Source organism: Pseudomonas sp. SC3(2021), from assembly GCF_019856535.1.
GTDB classification, from domain to species: domain Bacteria; phylum Pseudomonadota; class Gammaproteobacteria; order Pseudomonadales; family Pseudomonadaceae; genus Aquipseudomonas; species Aquipseudomonas monsensis.
Genome location: NZ_CP082236.1, coordinates 1,110,050 through 1,124,802, shown reverse-complemented (window position 1 = coordinate 1,124,802; position 14,753 = coordinate 1,110,050). Strand labels below are relative to the sequence as shown.

Sequence of the window (14,753 nt, the reverse complement as noted above, 5' to 3'; positions counted from 1 at the left end):
GAGTGTTGAAAATTGCCGTGGCGTTTTTCGGGATTCCGAGAAATTCGTCGATCTGTTTCCCCTCCATCGAACAGAACGTGCTGGCGCAGTTGCCTGCGGGCAGCGACGTAAAGTGCTTTTATCACCTGTATAAAATCGATGAAGTGCAGAACACCCGTTCTGGCGAAAAAGGCGAGCTGGCGGCGGACAACTACCAACCCTTCGAGTCGATGTCCGGCGGGCTGACCTCGACCGAGGCCGTGCTGGAGCGTTGGGATTTCGAACAGGTCAAGGCTCAGGGCGATACCTGGGGCGATGACTATGCGTCGCTGCGCAACCTGATCTATCAGCTCAACTCGCTGCACACCGTCACCGGCATGATCGAACCGTTCAACCCGGATTTCGTCGTGTTCGTGCGACCGGACAATTTCTTCCACAACGCGTTGCCCGGTTATGTGTTCAACCATGCGCAGGCGCGACGCCACAACGCGTACATTCCGGACTGGCAGTGGTGGGGCGGGCTGAACGATCGCTTTGCCATTTGCGGGCGCGATACCTATGTCGCCTATGGCAAGCGCATCGAGCGCATTTTCGATTTCTGCAAGGCGACGGGGCGCAAGCTGCATTCCGAGCGTCTGCTCAAGTACGCGCTGCTAGAGGCGGGTGCCAAGGTCTGCACGTTGCCGACCCAGGCCTCGCGTGTACGGATTACCGGGGCGTTTGCCGAAGAATCGTTCTCGCCCAAGCGCGGCATGGGCAAGCGCGAAAACCGCTATTTCCATTTCTTCGCCACGCTGCGCACCTGGATGGATCGCCGGCGCTAGCGGCTATTTGCTCGCGCGCTTTTTGCCCAGGCCGACCAGCCGCAGCGCCTTGATGCTCAACTGCTTGAGGCCCTGACGCGGGGCTTTCGCCGGTTGCAGGCCCTGTTGCACCAGCCAGTCCTTCCAGCGAATTCGCTCTTCGCGCACGACCCAGCCGGTCTGCGTGGCGAAGCTTTCGGCCAGATACAGGCCACGCGTGCCGGCCGGCACAAGTTTGTCGCGTTTGAGGGTGTAGAGCTCGGCCAGCGGCGCGCCATCCTTGAGCGGCATCAGGTACAGATCCGGGCGTTTGCGGTCCAGCCGCGCGACCAGTTGATCGCCCTCCAGACGTTCATCGACATGAAACAGGCTCAGGGATTTGGCTTCCTTGGGCACGTCCAGGCGCAGGTCGTAGATCAATTGCAGCGATGCCGTCGGCAGATGTACATAAGCCCGCGGCCGTTCGACCAATTGCAGATTGGCGCAACGTATCGGCCGCGCCGATCCGGACAACGGGGTCAGGCGAAACGGCAACGCCTCGCGATAGTGCAGGGCCGAGGCGTAGGGCGCCGGCAGCCAGGTGTCGTTGAAGCGCCCGCCGAGCCAGCCTTCCGGCGTCTCCAGCAGGCACTCTTCAGCGATTTCCTGAATGGCCGTGTGCAGCGGAATGTTCAGTTCGTGAGCCGGCACATAACCGGAAATCAGTTTCAGTACCACGTCGCCGCGATCCTGCCGCCGCTGGCGCACCAGCACCCAGTAGTCGCGATTCTGCCAGTGCAGGGTCAGGCGCACCGAGACCCCGAGATTGGCCAGCTCCAGCGAGAAGCGTTCGGTGTCGGCGACACTCACCGGTTTGCGTCGCTGCAACGTCTGGGCGAAGTTCAGCGGCATGCCGACGCTCTGATAGGTCAAGCCGTCGGGCGTGGCTTCGACGAACAGGGGCAGGGTCTTGAAGTTGCTCGGGTTCTTTCTGATGAGCGTGCGCGGCATATCGGCTCCTGCTTAAGGCCGCGAAGCGGCGTCAGTGACCACGAAGGACCCGGGCAACGGTCGCAACGTTATGGGCGAGGTGCAGCGGATTGATCGTTCCGACAATAGCACTGGCCACGCCAGGCTTCGCAAACAGCAACTCGAAGCTGGCACGCACCGGATCCACTCCCGGGCTCAGGCACACGTGGCCGCTGGCCAGGGCTTTCTTCACCAGAATGGCTTTGCCGTGGGCAGCAGCATAGTCAATGACTGCCTTCTCGTTCTGTTCGTTCAGATTGTAGGTGACCATCGCGCAGTCCCCTTGCTCCAGCGCCTTGAGCCCGCCTTCGACGGTTTTGCCGGAGAAGCCGAAGCCGCGAATCTTGCCCTCGGCCTTGAGCGCCGCCAGCGTGGCGTAGACCTCTTCGTGTTCGAGGATGGCCATGTCATTGCCATCAGAGTGCACCAGGACCAGGTCGATAGAATCCGTTTCCAGACGTTGCAGGCTGCGTTCCACTGACCTTCGCGTGTGCGCCGCGCTGAAGTCGTGGCGCGACAGGCCGTCGGCAAATTCCTCGCCGACCTTGCTGACGATCACCCAGTCCTCGCGCTGGCCACGCAGCAGCGGGCCGAGGCGTTCTTCGCTGCGGCCGTAAGCCGGCGCGGTGTCGATCAGGTTGATGCCCAGCTCGCGTGCCTGCCTGAGCAGCATGCGCGCAGCCTCGTCATCGGGAATCTGGAACCCGTTGGGGTATTTCACGCCTTGGTCGCGGCCCAGTTTCACCGTGCCCAGGCCCAGCGGCGAAACCGTCAGGCCGGTGCTGCCCAATGGGCGATGGAGATCATGCAGAGTCGCGATACTCATGGCAGCAGTTGCTCCCAGGCAGCAATGCCCATCGGTGGTTTCGGCAGTGCCGGCAGGGGTTCGGTGGCATGTGGCTGGATGCCGTCGCGCTGCAAGGAGGCGATCACGCGGTCGGCAAAGTCCGGTGCCAGTGCCAGTTTCGTCGGCCAGCCCACCAGCAAACGGCCCTCGTCGGCGAGGAACGCGTTATCCGGGCGTGTCAGGCCGGTTTGCAGCGGCTCGGCACGGTCGACCCGCAACGTCGCCCATTGCGTGGTGCCAAGGTCGATCCACGGTAGCAATTGCGCGATTTCCTTTTGCGCGGTGGCGATCTGCTCGGCGGGCTCGCGGGCGACACCTTCGCTTTCGGCGATGTCACCGCCCATGTACCAGACCCACTGACCATCAGCGGCCGGGTGGGTGGTCACGGTGATGCGCGGCTTGGTGCCGCCGCCCAGGCAATGGGCGTAGAGCGGTTTCAGCCCCGGGCCTTTGGCGATGATCATGTGCAGCGGCCGGCGCTGCATGGCCGGCTGGCTCAGGCCCAGGGCCTCAAGCAGTTGCGCGGTACCGGCGCCAGCGCTGAGGACGATGCGCTGGGCGCGGATCTCGCGACCGTCGACCTGCAGACCGACCAGCACTCCCGCCTCCAGCAGCGGCTCGATGGTTTGCCCGGCGAGCAGGCCGTCACCGGCCAGATCGGCCAGGCGCGCAATCAGGCTCGGCACATCCACCACCAGTTCGGCGAGGCGGTAGACCTTGCCCTTGAAGCGTTTGTCTTGCAGGGCCGGCGGCAATTGCTCGCCCTTGACCTGATCGACCCGGCCACGCACGGCCTTGCTGGCGAAGAAACTGGTGAGGTTGCCGGCCAGGGTGCCGGGTGACCACAGGTAATGAGCCTCGGACAGCAGGCGCACGCCGGACAGGTCCAGCTCGCCATGGCCGGCGAGGGCTTCACGCCAGCGGCGCGGCATGTCGGCGATGGCTTCGGAGGCGCCGGTCAGGGCGCCGTGCAACGCGTACTTGGCGCCGCCGTGGATGATGCCCTGCGACTTCACTGTCTGCCCGCCGCCGAGGCTGGCGCTTTCCACCAGCACGGTCGAAAACCCCTGACGGCGCAGACGCGCGTTCAGCCAGAGGCCGGCGACACCAGCGCCGACAATCAGAACGTCGGTGGAAATAACGGATGGCATGCAACGACCTCAGTGTTCAAGACGAGGGCGCAGTATACAGACTCGGGAAAGAGGGGGATTTGTCGATGATCAACAGCCGTGGCGCAAAAGCACTGTGGGAGCGAGCAGGCCCGCCCCACAGGGGAGGTGTGCAGTGCAGGTCAATGCCCGGCGGTCTTGGAGAACAGCTGGATGACCACCACTCCGAGGACAATCAATGCCATCCCCAGCATCGCCGGCACGTCCAGCTTCTGCCCATAAATGAACAGCGCCGCGATGCTGACCAGCACGATCCCCATGCCCGCCCAGACGGCGTAGGCCACACCCACCGGTACGGAGCGTACCACCAGGGTCAGCATCCAGAAGGCGATGCCATAACCGACGATCACCAGAATCAGCGGCAGTGGTGTGCTGATGCCTTTGACCGCTTTCATCGACACGGTGGCGATCACTTCGGCGCAAATGGCAATGGTCAGATAGACGTAGGCGTTCATGGTTCAAACCCTCAAATGAAACGTTGCTTTCAGGGCGGCATTCTAGAGAATCGTCAGATGGGGTAAAGTCATTACCTATCTGTTTTGAAGATGGGTTGGTGGGGTGGTATGCAGTGGAATCTTGATCAGCTCCGAGTGTTTGTCGACGTCGCCGAACAGCGTTCGTTTTCTGCCGTTGCGCGCCGGCAGCGCAAGGCGCAATCGGCGATCAGCAGCGCGATTGCGATGCTTGAGGATGATCTGGGCGTCAGCCTGTTCGAGCGTAGCAGCGGTCGCCAGCCCTCGCTCACCGAAGCCGGCGAGGCACTGCTGGAAGAGGCGCGGGAAGTCTTGCGTCAGTGCGAGCGTCTCAACGGCCGGGCAATGGCGATGCTGCGTGGCCAGGAAGCACAGTTGCGCGTGGCGCAGGACGAAGCGATGCCCTATCAGGCGCTGGTGGAAAGTTTCGGCGCACTGGCCGAGCAGTTTCCGAGTCTGGAGGTGCAGTTGACCAGCGCCGCCCAGGGCGAAGTCGCGCGCAAACTGGTGGAGCGCCGGGCCGATCTCGGTCTGTTGTTTTACCACGATGAAATTCCCGAGGCGCTGGAGCGCCGGGTGCTCGGCAGTGTGGAAATGGTCACCGTGTGCGGCATCAACCATCCGCTGGCGGCGCAGTCCTACGTGACGTGTCAGCAGTTGGCGCAGCACCGGCAATTGCTGATGTCGACGCAAACCAGTGTCTACCCCGGCAATGAGCCGGCCAGCCCGCAGGTGTGGCGCGCTGACAGTTTCTACGTGATGGCCGAATGGCTGGTGCGCGATCTCGGTTGGGCCTGGCTGCCACGGCATGTGGTGCAGTATTCCGCCTATCAGGGCCTGATGGTCGAACTGGACAGCGAATGGACACCGCCAGCACTGGTGGTGGAACTGGTCTGGCGCCGCGATGAACCGCTGGGGCCGGCGGCGCGCTGGCTGGCTGAACGTTTTGCCGTGCACTTGCGGGCGATCGGCGATAAAAGTCGATAAACTCCGCCGCCATGAATAGAACTCTCTACACCGCGCTGTTTTACCTGGGGCTGCCATTGGTGGCGATTCGGCTGTGGCTGCGCTCGCGCAAGGCCCCGGCGTATGCCAAGCGGATTGGCGAGCGCTTCTCCTGCGGGATGCCGTCACTGCAGCCCGGCGGGATCTGGGTGCACGCCGTGTCGGTGGGCGAAAGCATTGCCGCCGCGCCAATGATTCGCGCCTTGCTGCAACGTTATCCACAGCTGCCGATTACCGTGACCTGCATGACCCCGACCGGTTCGGAACGGATTCATGCCTTGTTCGGCGACGAGCCGCGCATTCAGCATTGCTACCTGCCTTACGACGTGCCGTGTGCGGCGGCGCGCTTTCTTGATCGGGCACAGCCGAAACTGGCGGTGATCATGGAAACCGAACTGTGGCCCAACCATATTCATCAGTGCGCCAAACGCGCGATACCGGTGGCGCTGGCCAACGGCCGACTGTCCGAACGTTCGGCCCGGGGTTATGGACGCTTCAGCAAACTGACCGCGCCGATGCTGGCGGAAATGAGTTTTTTCGCGGTACAGACCGAAGCCGAAGCCCAACGCTTTCGTGATCTGGGGGCGCGGCCGGAGACAGTCGAGGTCACCGGTTCGATCAAGTTCGACCTGACCATCGACCCGCAACTGCTGCAACGCGCCAACGCACTGCGCGGCCAATGGCAGGCGCTGGAACGCCCGGTGTGGATCGCCGCCAGTACCCACGATGGTGAGGACGCAGTGGTGCTCGACGCCCATCGTCGTCTGCTGACGAACTACCCGAATGCGCTGCTGATTCTGGTGCCGCGCCATCCCGAGCGCTTCAACTCGGTGTTCGAGCTGTGCCAGCGTGAAGGCTTTGCCACGGTGCGCCGTTCGACCGGTGTCAACGTCGAGGCACACACCTCGGTGCTGCTCGGTGACACCATGGGCGAGTTGCTGTTTCTCTATGCGTTGGCCGACAGCGCTTTCGTCGGCGGCAGTCTGGTGCCGAACGGCGGGCATAACCTGTTGGAGCCGGCGGCCCTGGCCAAGCCGGTGCTCAGCGGCCCGCACCTGTTCAATTTCCTCGACATCGCCGCGCAGTTGCGCGAAGCCGGCGCACTGGCGGAAGTGGATGATGCCGAAGGGCTGGCGGTGGAAGTGCAGCGCCTGTTCGAATTGCCGCGCGATGCCCAGCGCATGGCCGAGGCCGGGCTGGCGGTGATGCGCCGCAATCAGGGGGCGTTGCAGCGCTTGCTGGACGGGCTGGGCAGACTGATTCGCTGAGGAAAAACCAAACCTGAGGCGAGGGAGCAAGCTCCCTCGCCTCAGGTCCATCGTTGGCTTTGAGGAAGTGTCCTTCAGGCTTTGGGGAATCCCCCTACATCTATCTTTTTTTCGTCTTGTTAGCGTGCCCGCCAATTCTCGCGAGCACGAACCAAGGACGGTTTGGACATCGCGCTCTTTTCCTCTTTGCTTAAGGATAAGCGTATGTTCCGGTCGGCCAATGCCGCGCATTTTGCGTTGCAGATTCCTGCTATCCGTCACGACTTTCAGGTGCTGGCGTTCAATGGCAGCGAAGCGATCAGCACCCTCTATACCTTCCACATCGAACTGGTTAGCGAGCACCCGGATTTCGATCTGGAACGCCTGCTCAGCCAGCCTGCGTTTTTGCAGTTTGGCCACAACGGTGAGGGTATTCATGGGCGTATCGAAGACGTCCTGGTCGGTGAGGCCGGCAAGCGCCTGACCCGTTATCACCTGACGCTGGTGCCGGCGCTGCATTACTTGCAGTTCAGCCACGATCAGCGGATTTTCCAGCAGCGCACGGTGCCGCAGATCATCGCGCAGGTACTCAAGGGACATGGCATTCAGGGTGATGCCTTTACCTTTCATGTCACGGCGAACCCGCCGCGTGATTACTGCACTCAGTACGGCGAATCCGATCTGGAATTCATCCAGCGCCTGTGCGCCGAAGACGGCATCGCCTGGCATCACCAGCACTCGGCGGACGGCCATTTGCTGGTGTTCACCGACGATCAGGTGTTTCTGCCCACCCTCGGCGCCACGCCGTATCAGCAAGATAGCGGGATGGTTGCGGAGCATCCGGTGGTCAGCCGTTTCAGCGTGCGCAAAAGCACACGCACCAGCACCGTTACTCGCCGCGACTATGACCTCAAGCGGCCGAGCCTGCTGATCGAAAGCCGCTTCACCGCCGAGTTCACCCCGACGCTGGAGGATTACCGCTATCCGCTGTTGATCGAGAACGAAAAGTCCGGCAAGCAATGGGCCCGGCAGGCGCTGGAGCGCCATCGCAGCGACTATGAATTGGGCCAGGGTCAAAGCGATCAGGCAAATCTGCGCTGCGGCCATCTGTTCGAACTGACCGAACACCCGCGCAAAAGCTGCAATGACCTATGGCTGTTGCTCAGCGTATCTCACATTGGGCGACAGCCTCAGGTGCTTGAGGAAGCGATTACCAGCGACACGAAAGACACCGACGGTTTCACTCAGGGTTATCGCAACACCTTCAGCGTGATTCCTGCCGAGGTGGTGTTTCGTGCGCCGCTGCCGACACCACGTCGTCCGCTGGTCTGCCAGACCGCACGGGTCACGGGGCCTCCCGGTGAAGAAATCTATTGCGACGAATATGGCCGAGTGAGGTGCGAATTCAACTGGGACCGCGCCGAACTCAACAGCGAGCGCAGCAGTTGCTGGATTCGGGTGTCGTCGAATTGGGCCGGGGAAGGCTTCGGTTCGGTGACGATTCCACGCATCGGCATGGAAGTGGTGGTGACCTTTCTCGAAGGTAATCCGGATAAACCGCTGATCACCGGTTGCGTGCCCAACAAGGTCAAGTCTGCGCCCTGCACCTTGCCCGAACAGAAGACCCGAACCGTACTGCGCAGCCACAGTTCACCGCACACCGGCGGTTACAACGAACTGATGATTGAAGACCGCGCCGGCCAGGAAAAAATCTACCTGCGCGCCGAACGTGATTTCGAACAACTGATCCTCAACGACAGCCACAACCAAATCCGCCGCGACCGTTTCGAGCAGGTGGACAACCACAGCACCAGCCTGATCAAGGCTGACGAGCGCCACACCACCGACGGTACGCGCAACACCGTGATCGGCCGCGACGACCTGCTCAGCATCAGCGGCAACAGCAGCACCACGGCGCAAGGCACGCTGGTGATTCAGGCCGGCCCGCATGCGCGGGTTACGGCCAGTCAGGTGGTGATTGATGCCGGCACGAGCCTGACGCTGACTGCTGGCGGCCATCACCTCGTGATCAATGCGGGCGGGATCTTCAGCAGTGTGGCCATCGTCGAGGGGGGCGCGCCGATGACAGGTGTCGCGCCGCAGACCGCGTTGGCGGCAGTGCCCGACGATTCACAGGTGCTGATCGCGCTGTCCATCACCCCGCAAATAGCTGCGCTGGCTCAGGCCGCAGAGCAAGCCGCTTCAGTCTGCGCCGTGTGCGAAAAACTGGCGCAGGTGAACGCATGAATCGGGCTTACCTGTTGCTGGATCGAGTCCAGATCGAAAACCTTTCGGATCGTCTGTTTGAAATGACGGGCGGCGCGACGGTTCACTCGCTTTATCAGCGCACCGCCTACAGCCATTTGGAAAGTGTCGGTCCCGTGCTGATCGGCGTCGTGCCCGATAGCCCGTTGGCAAAGGTTTTTTCGCAGGAGTGGAGCGCAACGGCGGGCATCTGGCTGGAGTCGGCGGCCGACGAAAGTCAGGTGCAGGAGCATTTGCGCAGCTTGATCCATGCCCGTGTCGAGGGGGCTGCGACGGTTTTCTTTCGGTTCTACGACCCCCGTATCACCGCGTTGTGGCTGATGGACTTGCCCGCGCCCGAACGGGATCGGTTGATGGGGCCGGTACGGCTGATCCGTCTGCCGGAGTCACAAATCCATCAGCAAACCGAGCAACCTGCGATCCCGTATGCGGATAAGCCGTGGTTGCTGCTGACAGCGGAACAACTCGATCAATTGAACACTGCCAAACGCAAGTGTTTCGCCCGGCAATTGATCGAATACGGTCAATGTCACTTCCCCAAATCCCTTGGTTCACTGGCTTCGACTGCTTTGCAGCAGTGGGCCATGGACTGTCAGGCCAGTGCTGCACGAAGCGGCTTCAGTGCCGTCGATGAAGTCTTTCTCTGGGTGCGTTTCTGTGTGGTGTTGGGCGCTGACTTCCCCGATGGCCCGGAGCACGCTGCATACAGGCAGTTACTGGCCGAACCCGGACTCCTGCCGCGCCAGCGCTTGGACAACCTCAACCGTGCATTGACGCACCAGTTACTGAACGACAAGGACTTCACGCGATGAGCGCCGAAAAACTGGCCATGGTCGATGAGGCCGCTCAGGCCGAACGCGCGGCCAAAGCCCAGCCCCACGTGGACATCAACGGCCTGGTGCATCCATGCCCTGCCAGTCAGCCCGAACTGTTTGTCGTACCGGTTCGCTACGCGCTGGCGCACGAAAAATCTGAGCACGTTTGTTGCGTTCCCGCTATCGCGCCCGAGAGTCGGCCGATGGCCGCACGTCGTTTGCGGGCAGGGTTTGTGTACCTCTGGCAGCATCAGGGGCCGCTCAAGCGTTTTGCTGTTTCGCCACAGGGGCTGTTGCAGGAACAGGCGTTGGACGCGGCGGCCACTCCGGTACTCGACGCGACATTGACGGGCCTGGCGCTGCAAAAAATCCACGACGCCTGGATGCTTTACAGCGAGTTCCCGTTAAACGCCGAGCACTGCCAGTCGCTGAGCGACAGCAGCGCCAAACGCAACCAGCATATGCGCCACATTGCCCTGCGCACGGTGGCCGACGAATTACAGGCCCCGCACTGCCCACCGCTGCAGAAGGCCGACGAGGTCATGGCCGAACTCCTCCCTGACAGCTACGCCCGGTCGATGAAAGCCGATCAGCAAAAAAACGCCGAGGACACCGACGCACTCGGCGCGACGCTGTTAGCGAACCCGACCCCGAGCAACATCAAGGCCTACACAGACGCCAGGCATCGTATTCGTGAGCGTCACAAAGTTCTCGATCAATATCCCGACGCCAGTGACGAGCCACCGGGCGAATGGAGCGCCGAGCCATGGGACGGGCAGGGCACGCGCGACTGGCTGGAAAACGCCCAGGCACACACCGGGGGGCTGTTCGCTGTCTTCGCCTGCCTGGACGACGATCTGGGTGTGTTGCGCGACATCAACCACGAACAGGAATGGCTGGAAACCGGCCACGAAAAATGGCTCGGCGAGAACAATTTGCGCCTGAGCATCGGCGGGTTTGTGCGCAGTCTGATCAGCGAGGATGGCGCCGAACTGGCTGGTAATCTCAGTTATCGCTACAAGGATCGCGACATCAGCCTCACGCCCGAGCAGGGCCAGATCATGCTCGACACCCAGGATCGGCTGAATGAGGAACTCAGGGCTGAAACCCGCGCCCGTCAGTACGGCGGTCGGCCGACTCAGGTCGAAGCTGCGGCTCGTGATGCGCGGATCGCGGCGATTGTCGGCCCGGTACGGGCGTTTATACCGGCGGACCTGTACTACGAGGCAGAGGCCGTTGTCCGTGAATATCGCGCGCAAAAACACGCCAACCTCAACAGCCATGCGTTCAGCGCCAAGGTCGGCGAGTACATCGACCTCGACGCCATGAACACCTGGTTCACTGACACCGCCGCTGCGCATTATCAACAACTCGAACAACGCCACACCGCACTGTTCGCCGACCGTGGCGTGTACCTGAAACGCTCCGCCAGCGGTACCTGGTTTGTCGATTACGACGACCTCGAAACCCGCCAATGGCTGACCGAACTCGCCACCGGTTGCCTGACCGCGCAATGCATCCGCGCCCAGGGCGCCGAGCAATACGCCGACTACGTGCGCACCGCCGACGGTGGCGCACTCCGGCAGTTGTTCCACGCCTGGACGCCGTCGCTCGAGGCGGCGGTCAACAACACCTCGCGCCTCGGCGAGTTGATGGCCGCACTGTCCGCCGACAACCTCAGCGCCACCCATCAGGCCTTGGCGCCGTTGAGCGTGGCAGTGCTTGATCACATCGCAAGCATGGCTCGGGATGCCGGCAGCCAATGGAGCGTGCTGGTCAATCGGCTGGGCGCGGCGTTGTTGTTGCTCAAGGGTGACAAGGGTTTCAGTGCCTCGTGGATGAGCATTTTTCTTGCCGCGAGGTTGGGCGCTGAGAGCCGTTTGCAATTCGTGACCGAGGGCGTGCGACCGGCGTGGAAATTGTTGGGGCAACGGGCCGAGGCGTTGGATGAATGGGTGAGCAAGACGGGGAAAGCGATTGGCGTTGGGCGAGTGGAACGGATTGTGAATTCGCCGGTGGTGGTCAACAGCGGGGGAGTGGTGCCGCTGGCGGCGTTGTTGCTGAACGTGGTGAATGTGCAGAACTATTTGCGCGAGGCCGGGGTGCTGGAGGGGATGGAGGCCCGGCGGGTGAATGAGACCGTATCGGCGAGTTTGTATGGGGCGGCGGCGTTGGTGGCGGTGGTGGATAGTCAGGTGAGGATGGGGTTGGGGGTTAAGGCGTTTGGTCGGGGCCGGTCAATCGCTCCGACTTTAACGTTGTTTGGTGGGGTGATTGGTGGGTTGTCGGCGGGTGCTGCGTATCAAGAATTCAGATCCTTGCAAAAGCGATTTGAAAACTCCCAGAGTCAGACTGATCCCTGGCTGCAAATGCGCCAAATTGCGGTAGGAGGACAAGTGACCGCATTTAGTGCCCAAGCAATACTGGGAGCTTCTTACACGATGAGAGCGTTGGCTGGTTCGATAACAGCCGAAGTCGCAATCTTGCGTTACACGCTGTACATGGGGCCGCTGAACTGGATTATTGCTGGATTAGGCTTGCTGTATCTGACTGCCTGGATTTTCGAGAAAACGCCGCTGCAAAACTTCCTGAACAACTGCTGTTGGTCTAAAGCGCGAGCTAACGATTTGGAACCCATTGCGCCTAAAGCCCAGCAGGACGAACTCGACCGTTTGTACCTCATCCTCTATACGCCTCGGGTCACCATGCAAAGCAGTTCTGATCCAGCGCCTGATAATGGCCGTTCCGGCCTGGCTTTCGTCAGCGCCATTAATTCTCTGACCATCGACTTGCCGGGCGCCGAGCCAGACAGTGTCTATCTGGAACTGAGCATGGTCGGCGACCCGGTGGATACTCAGGGCTACCGACATCTAATCAAGAACAGCCCCACCAATGGCTACAAAGCGCCGCGGCCATGGCGAGATATGACGCCTCACTGGCTGGCCAGCAGCCGTTGCGAGTGGATACCGTGCAAGGAAGGTCAGGGTTTACGCCTGAGTGGCGCGTTTAACAAGCTTTCGAACGTTTTGGGCACTCCACCCAGCACGGTTTCACTTCGGTTGCGTTATCGCACCCCACTGACCGCAATACTCGGCGCTCGGAGTTTTATCGGCGGGGAGCGCGGGCTTGCTTTTACCTTGAACGACTCCACGGGAGTCATAGCACTGAGAAACGACCCAACACCCGAAATTGATCGTGTACCGAATTACCCGCTCGGCGAGGATCACCCTGGCGCCACTTATCTGCAACCCAAGGACAAGCGATGAGCACGCCACCGGCAGGCACTACGAAAAAAGGGATGTTCTCGCGCAATGATTACTTGGCGCCGTTGCCCATTCCTACGGGTGAAAAGCCTTGTGATGTGCTCAACGCCATCTGGCGCAAAAACGATGTGTTTCTCGACATTGGTAACTACAGCATCGGCTCGGCGGTGATGGTGCTTTGGCCAATGGTGGTGTTGTTTGCGTTCATGGGATATCTGTTCAGGAATGATCACGATGAAATGCATATTTTTGCGGTCATGACCGCGTTCATTATTGGAGTGCCAACCTTCTTTCTAATCCAAGGCCTCATCCGCGAAGTCCCCTTACCCATACGCTTCAACCGCCAACGCCGCGAAGTCTGCGTGCCCCGCGACAACGGTGAATACTGGATTGTCCCGTGGGAAACCGTAACGGCCGCCGCCACCCAGCAGTCATCCGTCAGTCAGGCCGGTAAAGCCACAATGGGTCTGCTGGTCATCGGTCTCGAAAATCCAGACCCGCACGCCACGGAAGACAACAAACACTTTTCCCTAGGCTTCAACTGCGGCGGCGGCACTACCGCGATGGCATTGTGGGAGTGCATGCGCAGTTACATGGAAATCGGACCTGAGGCTGTCCCCGACAGTCGGGTGGGTATCGCGCCTTACGAAGAAACCCAAATCGGATCGCTCCTTGTCGACTTGCGCAAAGGGGAAGTGTTTAGCGTCCTGTGGGGAGTTTTCTGCATAACGCTTCTGGGCACTTATCTGGCGGAAAAGCTGCAGGACTGGAAGCTTTCCCACCCACCGGAATTGCCCCATCCCGACATCATCGAATGGTCAAAACCACTCCCTGCGGATGATTGGGCCAAACGTTCCGCCGAGTTGGAAGAGGCCATTGCCAAGCGCGAAGCCGAGTTGGCCGGACGAGTTGAGGCACAGGCATGAGTACGCCACCGGCAGGCACTACGAAAAAAGGGATGTTTTCGCGCAATGATTACTTGGCGCCGTTGCCCATTCCTACGGGTGAAAAGCCTTCTGATGTGCTCAACACCATCTGGCGCAAGAACGAGGTGTTTCTCGACATTGGTAACTACAGCATCGGCTCGGCGGTGATGGTGATGTGGCCCGGAGTGATGTTGTTTTTGGGGTTGGCATACATCTTCAAAGATCCGGATGCTTTGATCTTGGGGGCGTGCATCATGGCACTCCCCATTTTTTGGTTGATCCAAGGCCTCCTCCGCGAAGTCCCCTTACCCATACGCTTCAACCGCCAACGCCGCGAAGTCTGCGTCCCCCGCGACAACGGTGAATACTGGAGTGTCCCGTGGGAAACCGTAACAGCCGCCGCCACCCAGCAGTCATCCGTCAGTCAGGCCGGTAAAGCCACAATGGGTCTGCTGGTCATCGGTTTCGAAAATCCAGACCCGCACGCCACGGAAGACAACAGACACTTTTCCCTAGGTTTCAACTGCGGCGGCGGCACTACCGCGATGGCTTTGTGGGAGTGCATACGCAGTTACATGGAAATTGGCCCGCAAGTTTTGCCACAGACAAATGACTTTGAGGGCGGTCGAGAAAAGCTGCGAGGCCGAAGCGTCTTCTGGGGGATTTGTTGTGAATATGTGGATGGCATCAGACACCATCTGGTCGCGCAAGAAGTCGGTAAGGCAGCGTGGCTGGTCATTGGTGCTGTGCTTTTTGGCGCTCCACTGGCAATGATGTTGCAAACGTGGAAGTTATCGCCTCCCCCGGAATTGCCCCATCCCGACATCATCGAATGGTCAAAACCACTCCCTGCGGATGACTGGGCCAAACCTTCCCCAGAGCTGGAAGCTGCCATCGCTCAGCGCGAAGCTGAGCTAGCCGAGCAAGCCTTGCTGATGAGTCGGTGCTGAGCC

Annotated in this window: 12 protein-coding genes; 8 read left to right on the top strand and 4 right to left on the bottom strand. The window is 60.9% G+C overall.

From position 1 onward, the window contains the following. The first annotated feature begins 2 nt into the window (after nucleotides 1–2). Complete coding sequence (locus tag K5Y35_RS05010; protein ID WP_222833803.1) at nucleotides 3–803, top strand: hypothetical protein; 801 nt, start codon at nucleotides 3–5, stop codon at nucleotides 801–803. 3 nt (nucleotides 804–806) lie between these two features. Here the strand turns inward: K5Y35_RS05010 and K5Y35_RS05005 are convergent, their stop codons facing one another. From K5Y35_RS05005 to K5Y35_RS04990, 4 genes are all read right to left on the bottom strand, one after another. Beyond that, nucleotides 807–1,772 (bottom strand): metal ABC transporter ATPase, encoded by a 966-nt coding sequence (locus K5Y35_RS05005; protein WP_222833802.1) that lies wholly within the window; start codon nucleotides 1,770–1,772, stop codon nucleotides 807–809. A gap of 31 nt (nucleotides 1,773–1,803) precedes the next feature. Next, nucleotides 1,804–2,616, bottom strand: a complete 813-nt coding sequence (locus tag K5Y35_RS05000; RefSeq protein WP_123470841.1) for an aldo/keto reductase — start codon at nucleotides 2,614–2,616, stop codon at nucleotides 1,804–1,806. Further along, nucleotides 2,613–3,788 carry an NAD(P)/FAD-dependent oxidoreductase gene (locus K5Y35_RS04995; protein WP_222833801.1) on the bottom strand — a complete coding sequence of 392 codons (1,176 nt, stop codon included), beginning with the start codon at nucleotides 3,786–3,788 and terminating at the stop codon, nucleotides 2,613–2,615. Before K5Y35_RS04995 ends, K5Y35_RS05000 begins: the two co-directional genes overlap by 4 nt. A gap of 140 nt (nucleotides 3,789–3,928) precedes the next feature. Beyond that, on the bottom strand, nucleotides 3,929–4,261 hold the full coding sequence (locus K5Y35_RS04990; protein ID WP_123470844.1) for a DMT family transporter: 333 nt from the start codon (nucleotides 4,259–4,261) through the stop codon (nucleotides 3,929–3,931). Nucleotides 4,262–4,369: 108 nt separating this feature from the next. On the opposite strand from K5Y35_RS04990, the gene K5Y35_RS04985 reads away from it, so the two are divergent. From K5Y35_RS04985 to K5Y35_RS04955, 7 genes are all read left to right on the top strand, one after another. Continuing rightward, nucleotides 4,370–5,266 carry a LysR family transcriptional regulator gene (locus tag K5Y35_RS04985; RefSeq protein WP_123470846.1) on the top strand — a complete coding sequence of 299 codons (897 nt, stop codon included), beginning with the start codon at nucleotides 4,370–4,372 and terminating at the stop codon, nucleotides 5,264–5,266. A gap of 11 nt (nucleotides 5,267–5,277) precedes the next feature. Further along, nucleotides 5,278–6,552, top strand: coding sequence for a lipid IV(A) 3-deoxy-D-manno-octulosonic acid transferase (gene waaA / locus K5Y35_RS04980; RefSeq protein ID WP_222833800.1), 1,275 nt, complete (start codon nucleotides 5,278–5,280; stop codon nucleotides 6,550–6,552). Between the two features lie 204 nt (nucleotides 6,553–6,756). Further along, entirely contained in the window at nucleotides 6,757–8,778 is a 2,022-nt protein-coding gene (locus tag K5Y35_RS04975) for a type VI secretion system tip protein VgrG (protein WP_222833799.1), read from the top strand. Next, on the top strand, nucleotides 8,775–9,608 hold the full coding sequence (locus K5Y35_RS04970) for a DUF4123 domain-containing protein (RefSeq protein WP_222833798.1): 834 nt from the start codon (nucleotides 8,775–8,777) through the stop codon (nucleotides 9,606–9,608). Before K5Y35_RS04975 ends, K5Y35_RS04970 begins: the two co-directional genes overlap by 4 nt. Further along, nucleotides 9,605–12,877: a toxin VasX gene (locus tag K5Y35_RS27785; protein ID WP_261991239.1), complete on the top strand. Its 3,273-nt coding sequence runs from the start codon at nucleotides 9,605–9,607 to the stop codon at nucleotides 12,875–12,877. The genes K5Y35_RS04970 and K5Y35_RS27785 overlap by 4 nt, the downstream gene beginning before the upstream one ends. Continuing rightward, entirely contained in the window at nucleotides 12,874–13,800 is a 927-nt protein-coding gene (locus K5Y35_RS04960) for a hypothetical protein (protein ID WP_222833797.1), read from the top strand. The genes K5Y35_RS27785 and K5Y35_RS04960 overlap by 4 nt, the downstream gene beginning before the upstream one ends. Continuing rightward, a complete protein-coding gene (locus K5Y35_RS04955; protein WP_222833796.1) occupies nucleotides 13,797–14,750 on the top strand; it encodes a DUF6708 domain-containing protein in 954 nt (317 codons plus the stop codon). The genes K5Y35_RS04960 and K5Y35_RS04955 overlap by 4 nt, the downstream gene beginning before the upstream one ends. The last annotated feature ends 3 nt before the right edge of the window (nucleotides 14,751–14,753 follow it).

Excerpts from the sequence above, each read along its gene's own strand:
- waaA (WP_222833800.1), top strand. The coding sequence starts at position 5,278 with ATGAATAGAACTCTCTACACCGCGCTGTTTTACCTGGGGCTGCCATTG.
- K5Y35_RS27785 (WP_261991239.1), top strand. The coding sequence starts at position 9,605 with ATGAGCGCCGAAAAACTGGCCATGGTCGATGAGGCCGCTCAGGCCGAA.
- K5Y35_RS04990 (WP_123470844.1), bottom strand. The coding sequence starts at position 4,261 with ATGAACGCCTACGTCTATCTGACCATTGCCATTTGCGCCGAAGTGATC.
- K5Y35_RS04975 (WP_222833799.1), top strand. The coding sequence starts at position 6,757 with ATGTTCCGGTCGGCCAATGCCGCGCATTTTGCGTTGCAGATTCCTGCT.
- K5Y35_RS04995 (WP_222833801.1), bottom strand. The coding sequence starts at position 3,788 with ATGCCATCCGTTATTTCCACCGACGTTCTGATTGTCGGCGCTGGTGTC.
- K5Y35_RS05000 (WP_123470841.1), bottom strand. The coding sequence starts at position 2,616 with ATGAGTATCGCGACTCTGCATGATCTCCATCGCCCATTGGGCAGCACC.
- K5Y35_RS04955 (WP_222833796.1), top strand. The coding sequence starts at position 13,797 with ATGAGTACGCCACCGGCAGGCACTACGAAAAAAGGGATGTTTTCGCGC.
- K5Y35_RS05005 (WP_222833802.1), bottom strand. The coding sequence starts at position 1,772 with ATGCCGCGCACGCTCATCAGAAAGAACCCGAGCAACTTCAAGACCCTG.
- K5Y35_RS04970 (WP_222833798.1), top strand. The coding sequence starts at position 8,775 with ATGAATCGGGCTTACCTGTTGCTGGATCGAGTCCAGATCGAAAACCTT.
- K5Y35_RS04985 (WP_123470846.1), top strand. The coding sequence starts at position 4,370 with ATGCAGTGGAATCTTGATCAGCTCCGAGTGTTTGTCGACGTCGCCGAA.
- K5Y35_RS04960 (WP_222833797.1), top strand. The coding sequence starts at position 12,874 with ATGAGCACGCCACCGGCAGGCACTACGAAAAAAGGGATGTTCTCGCGC.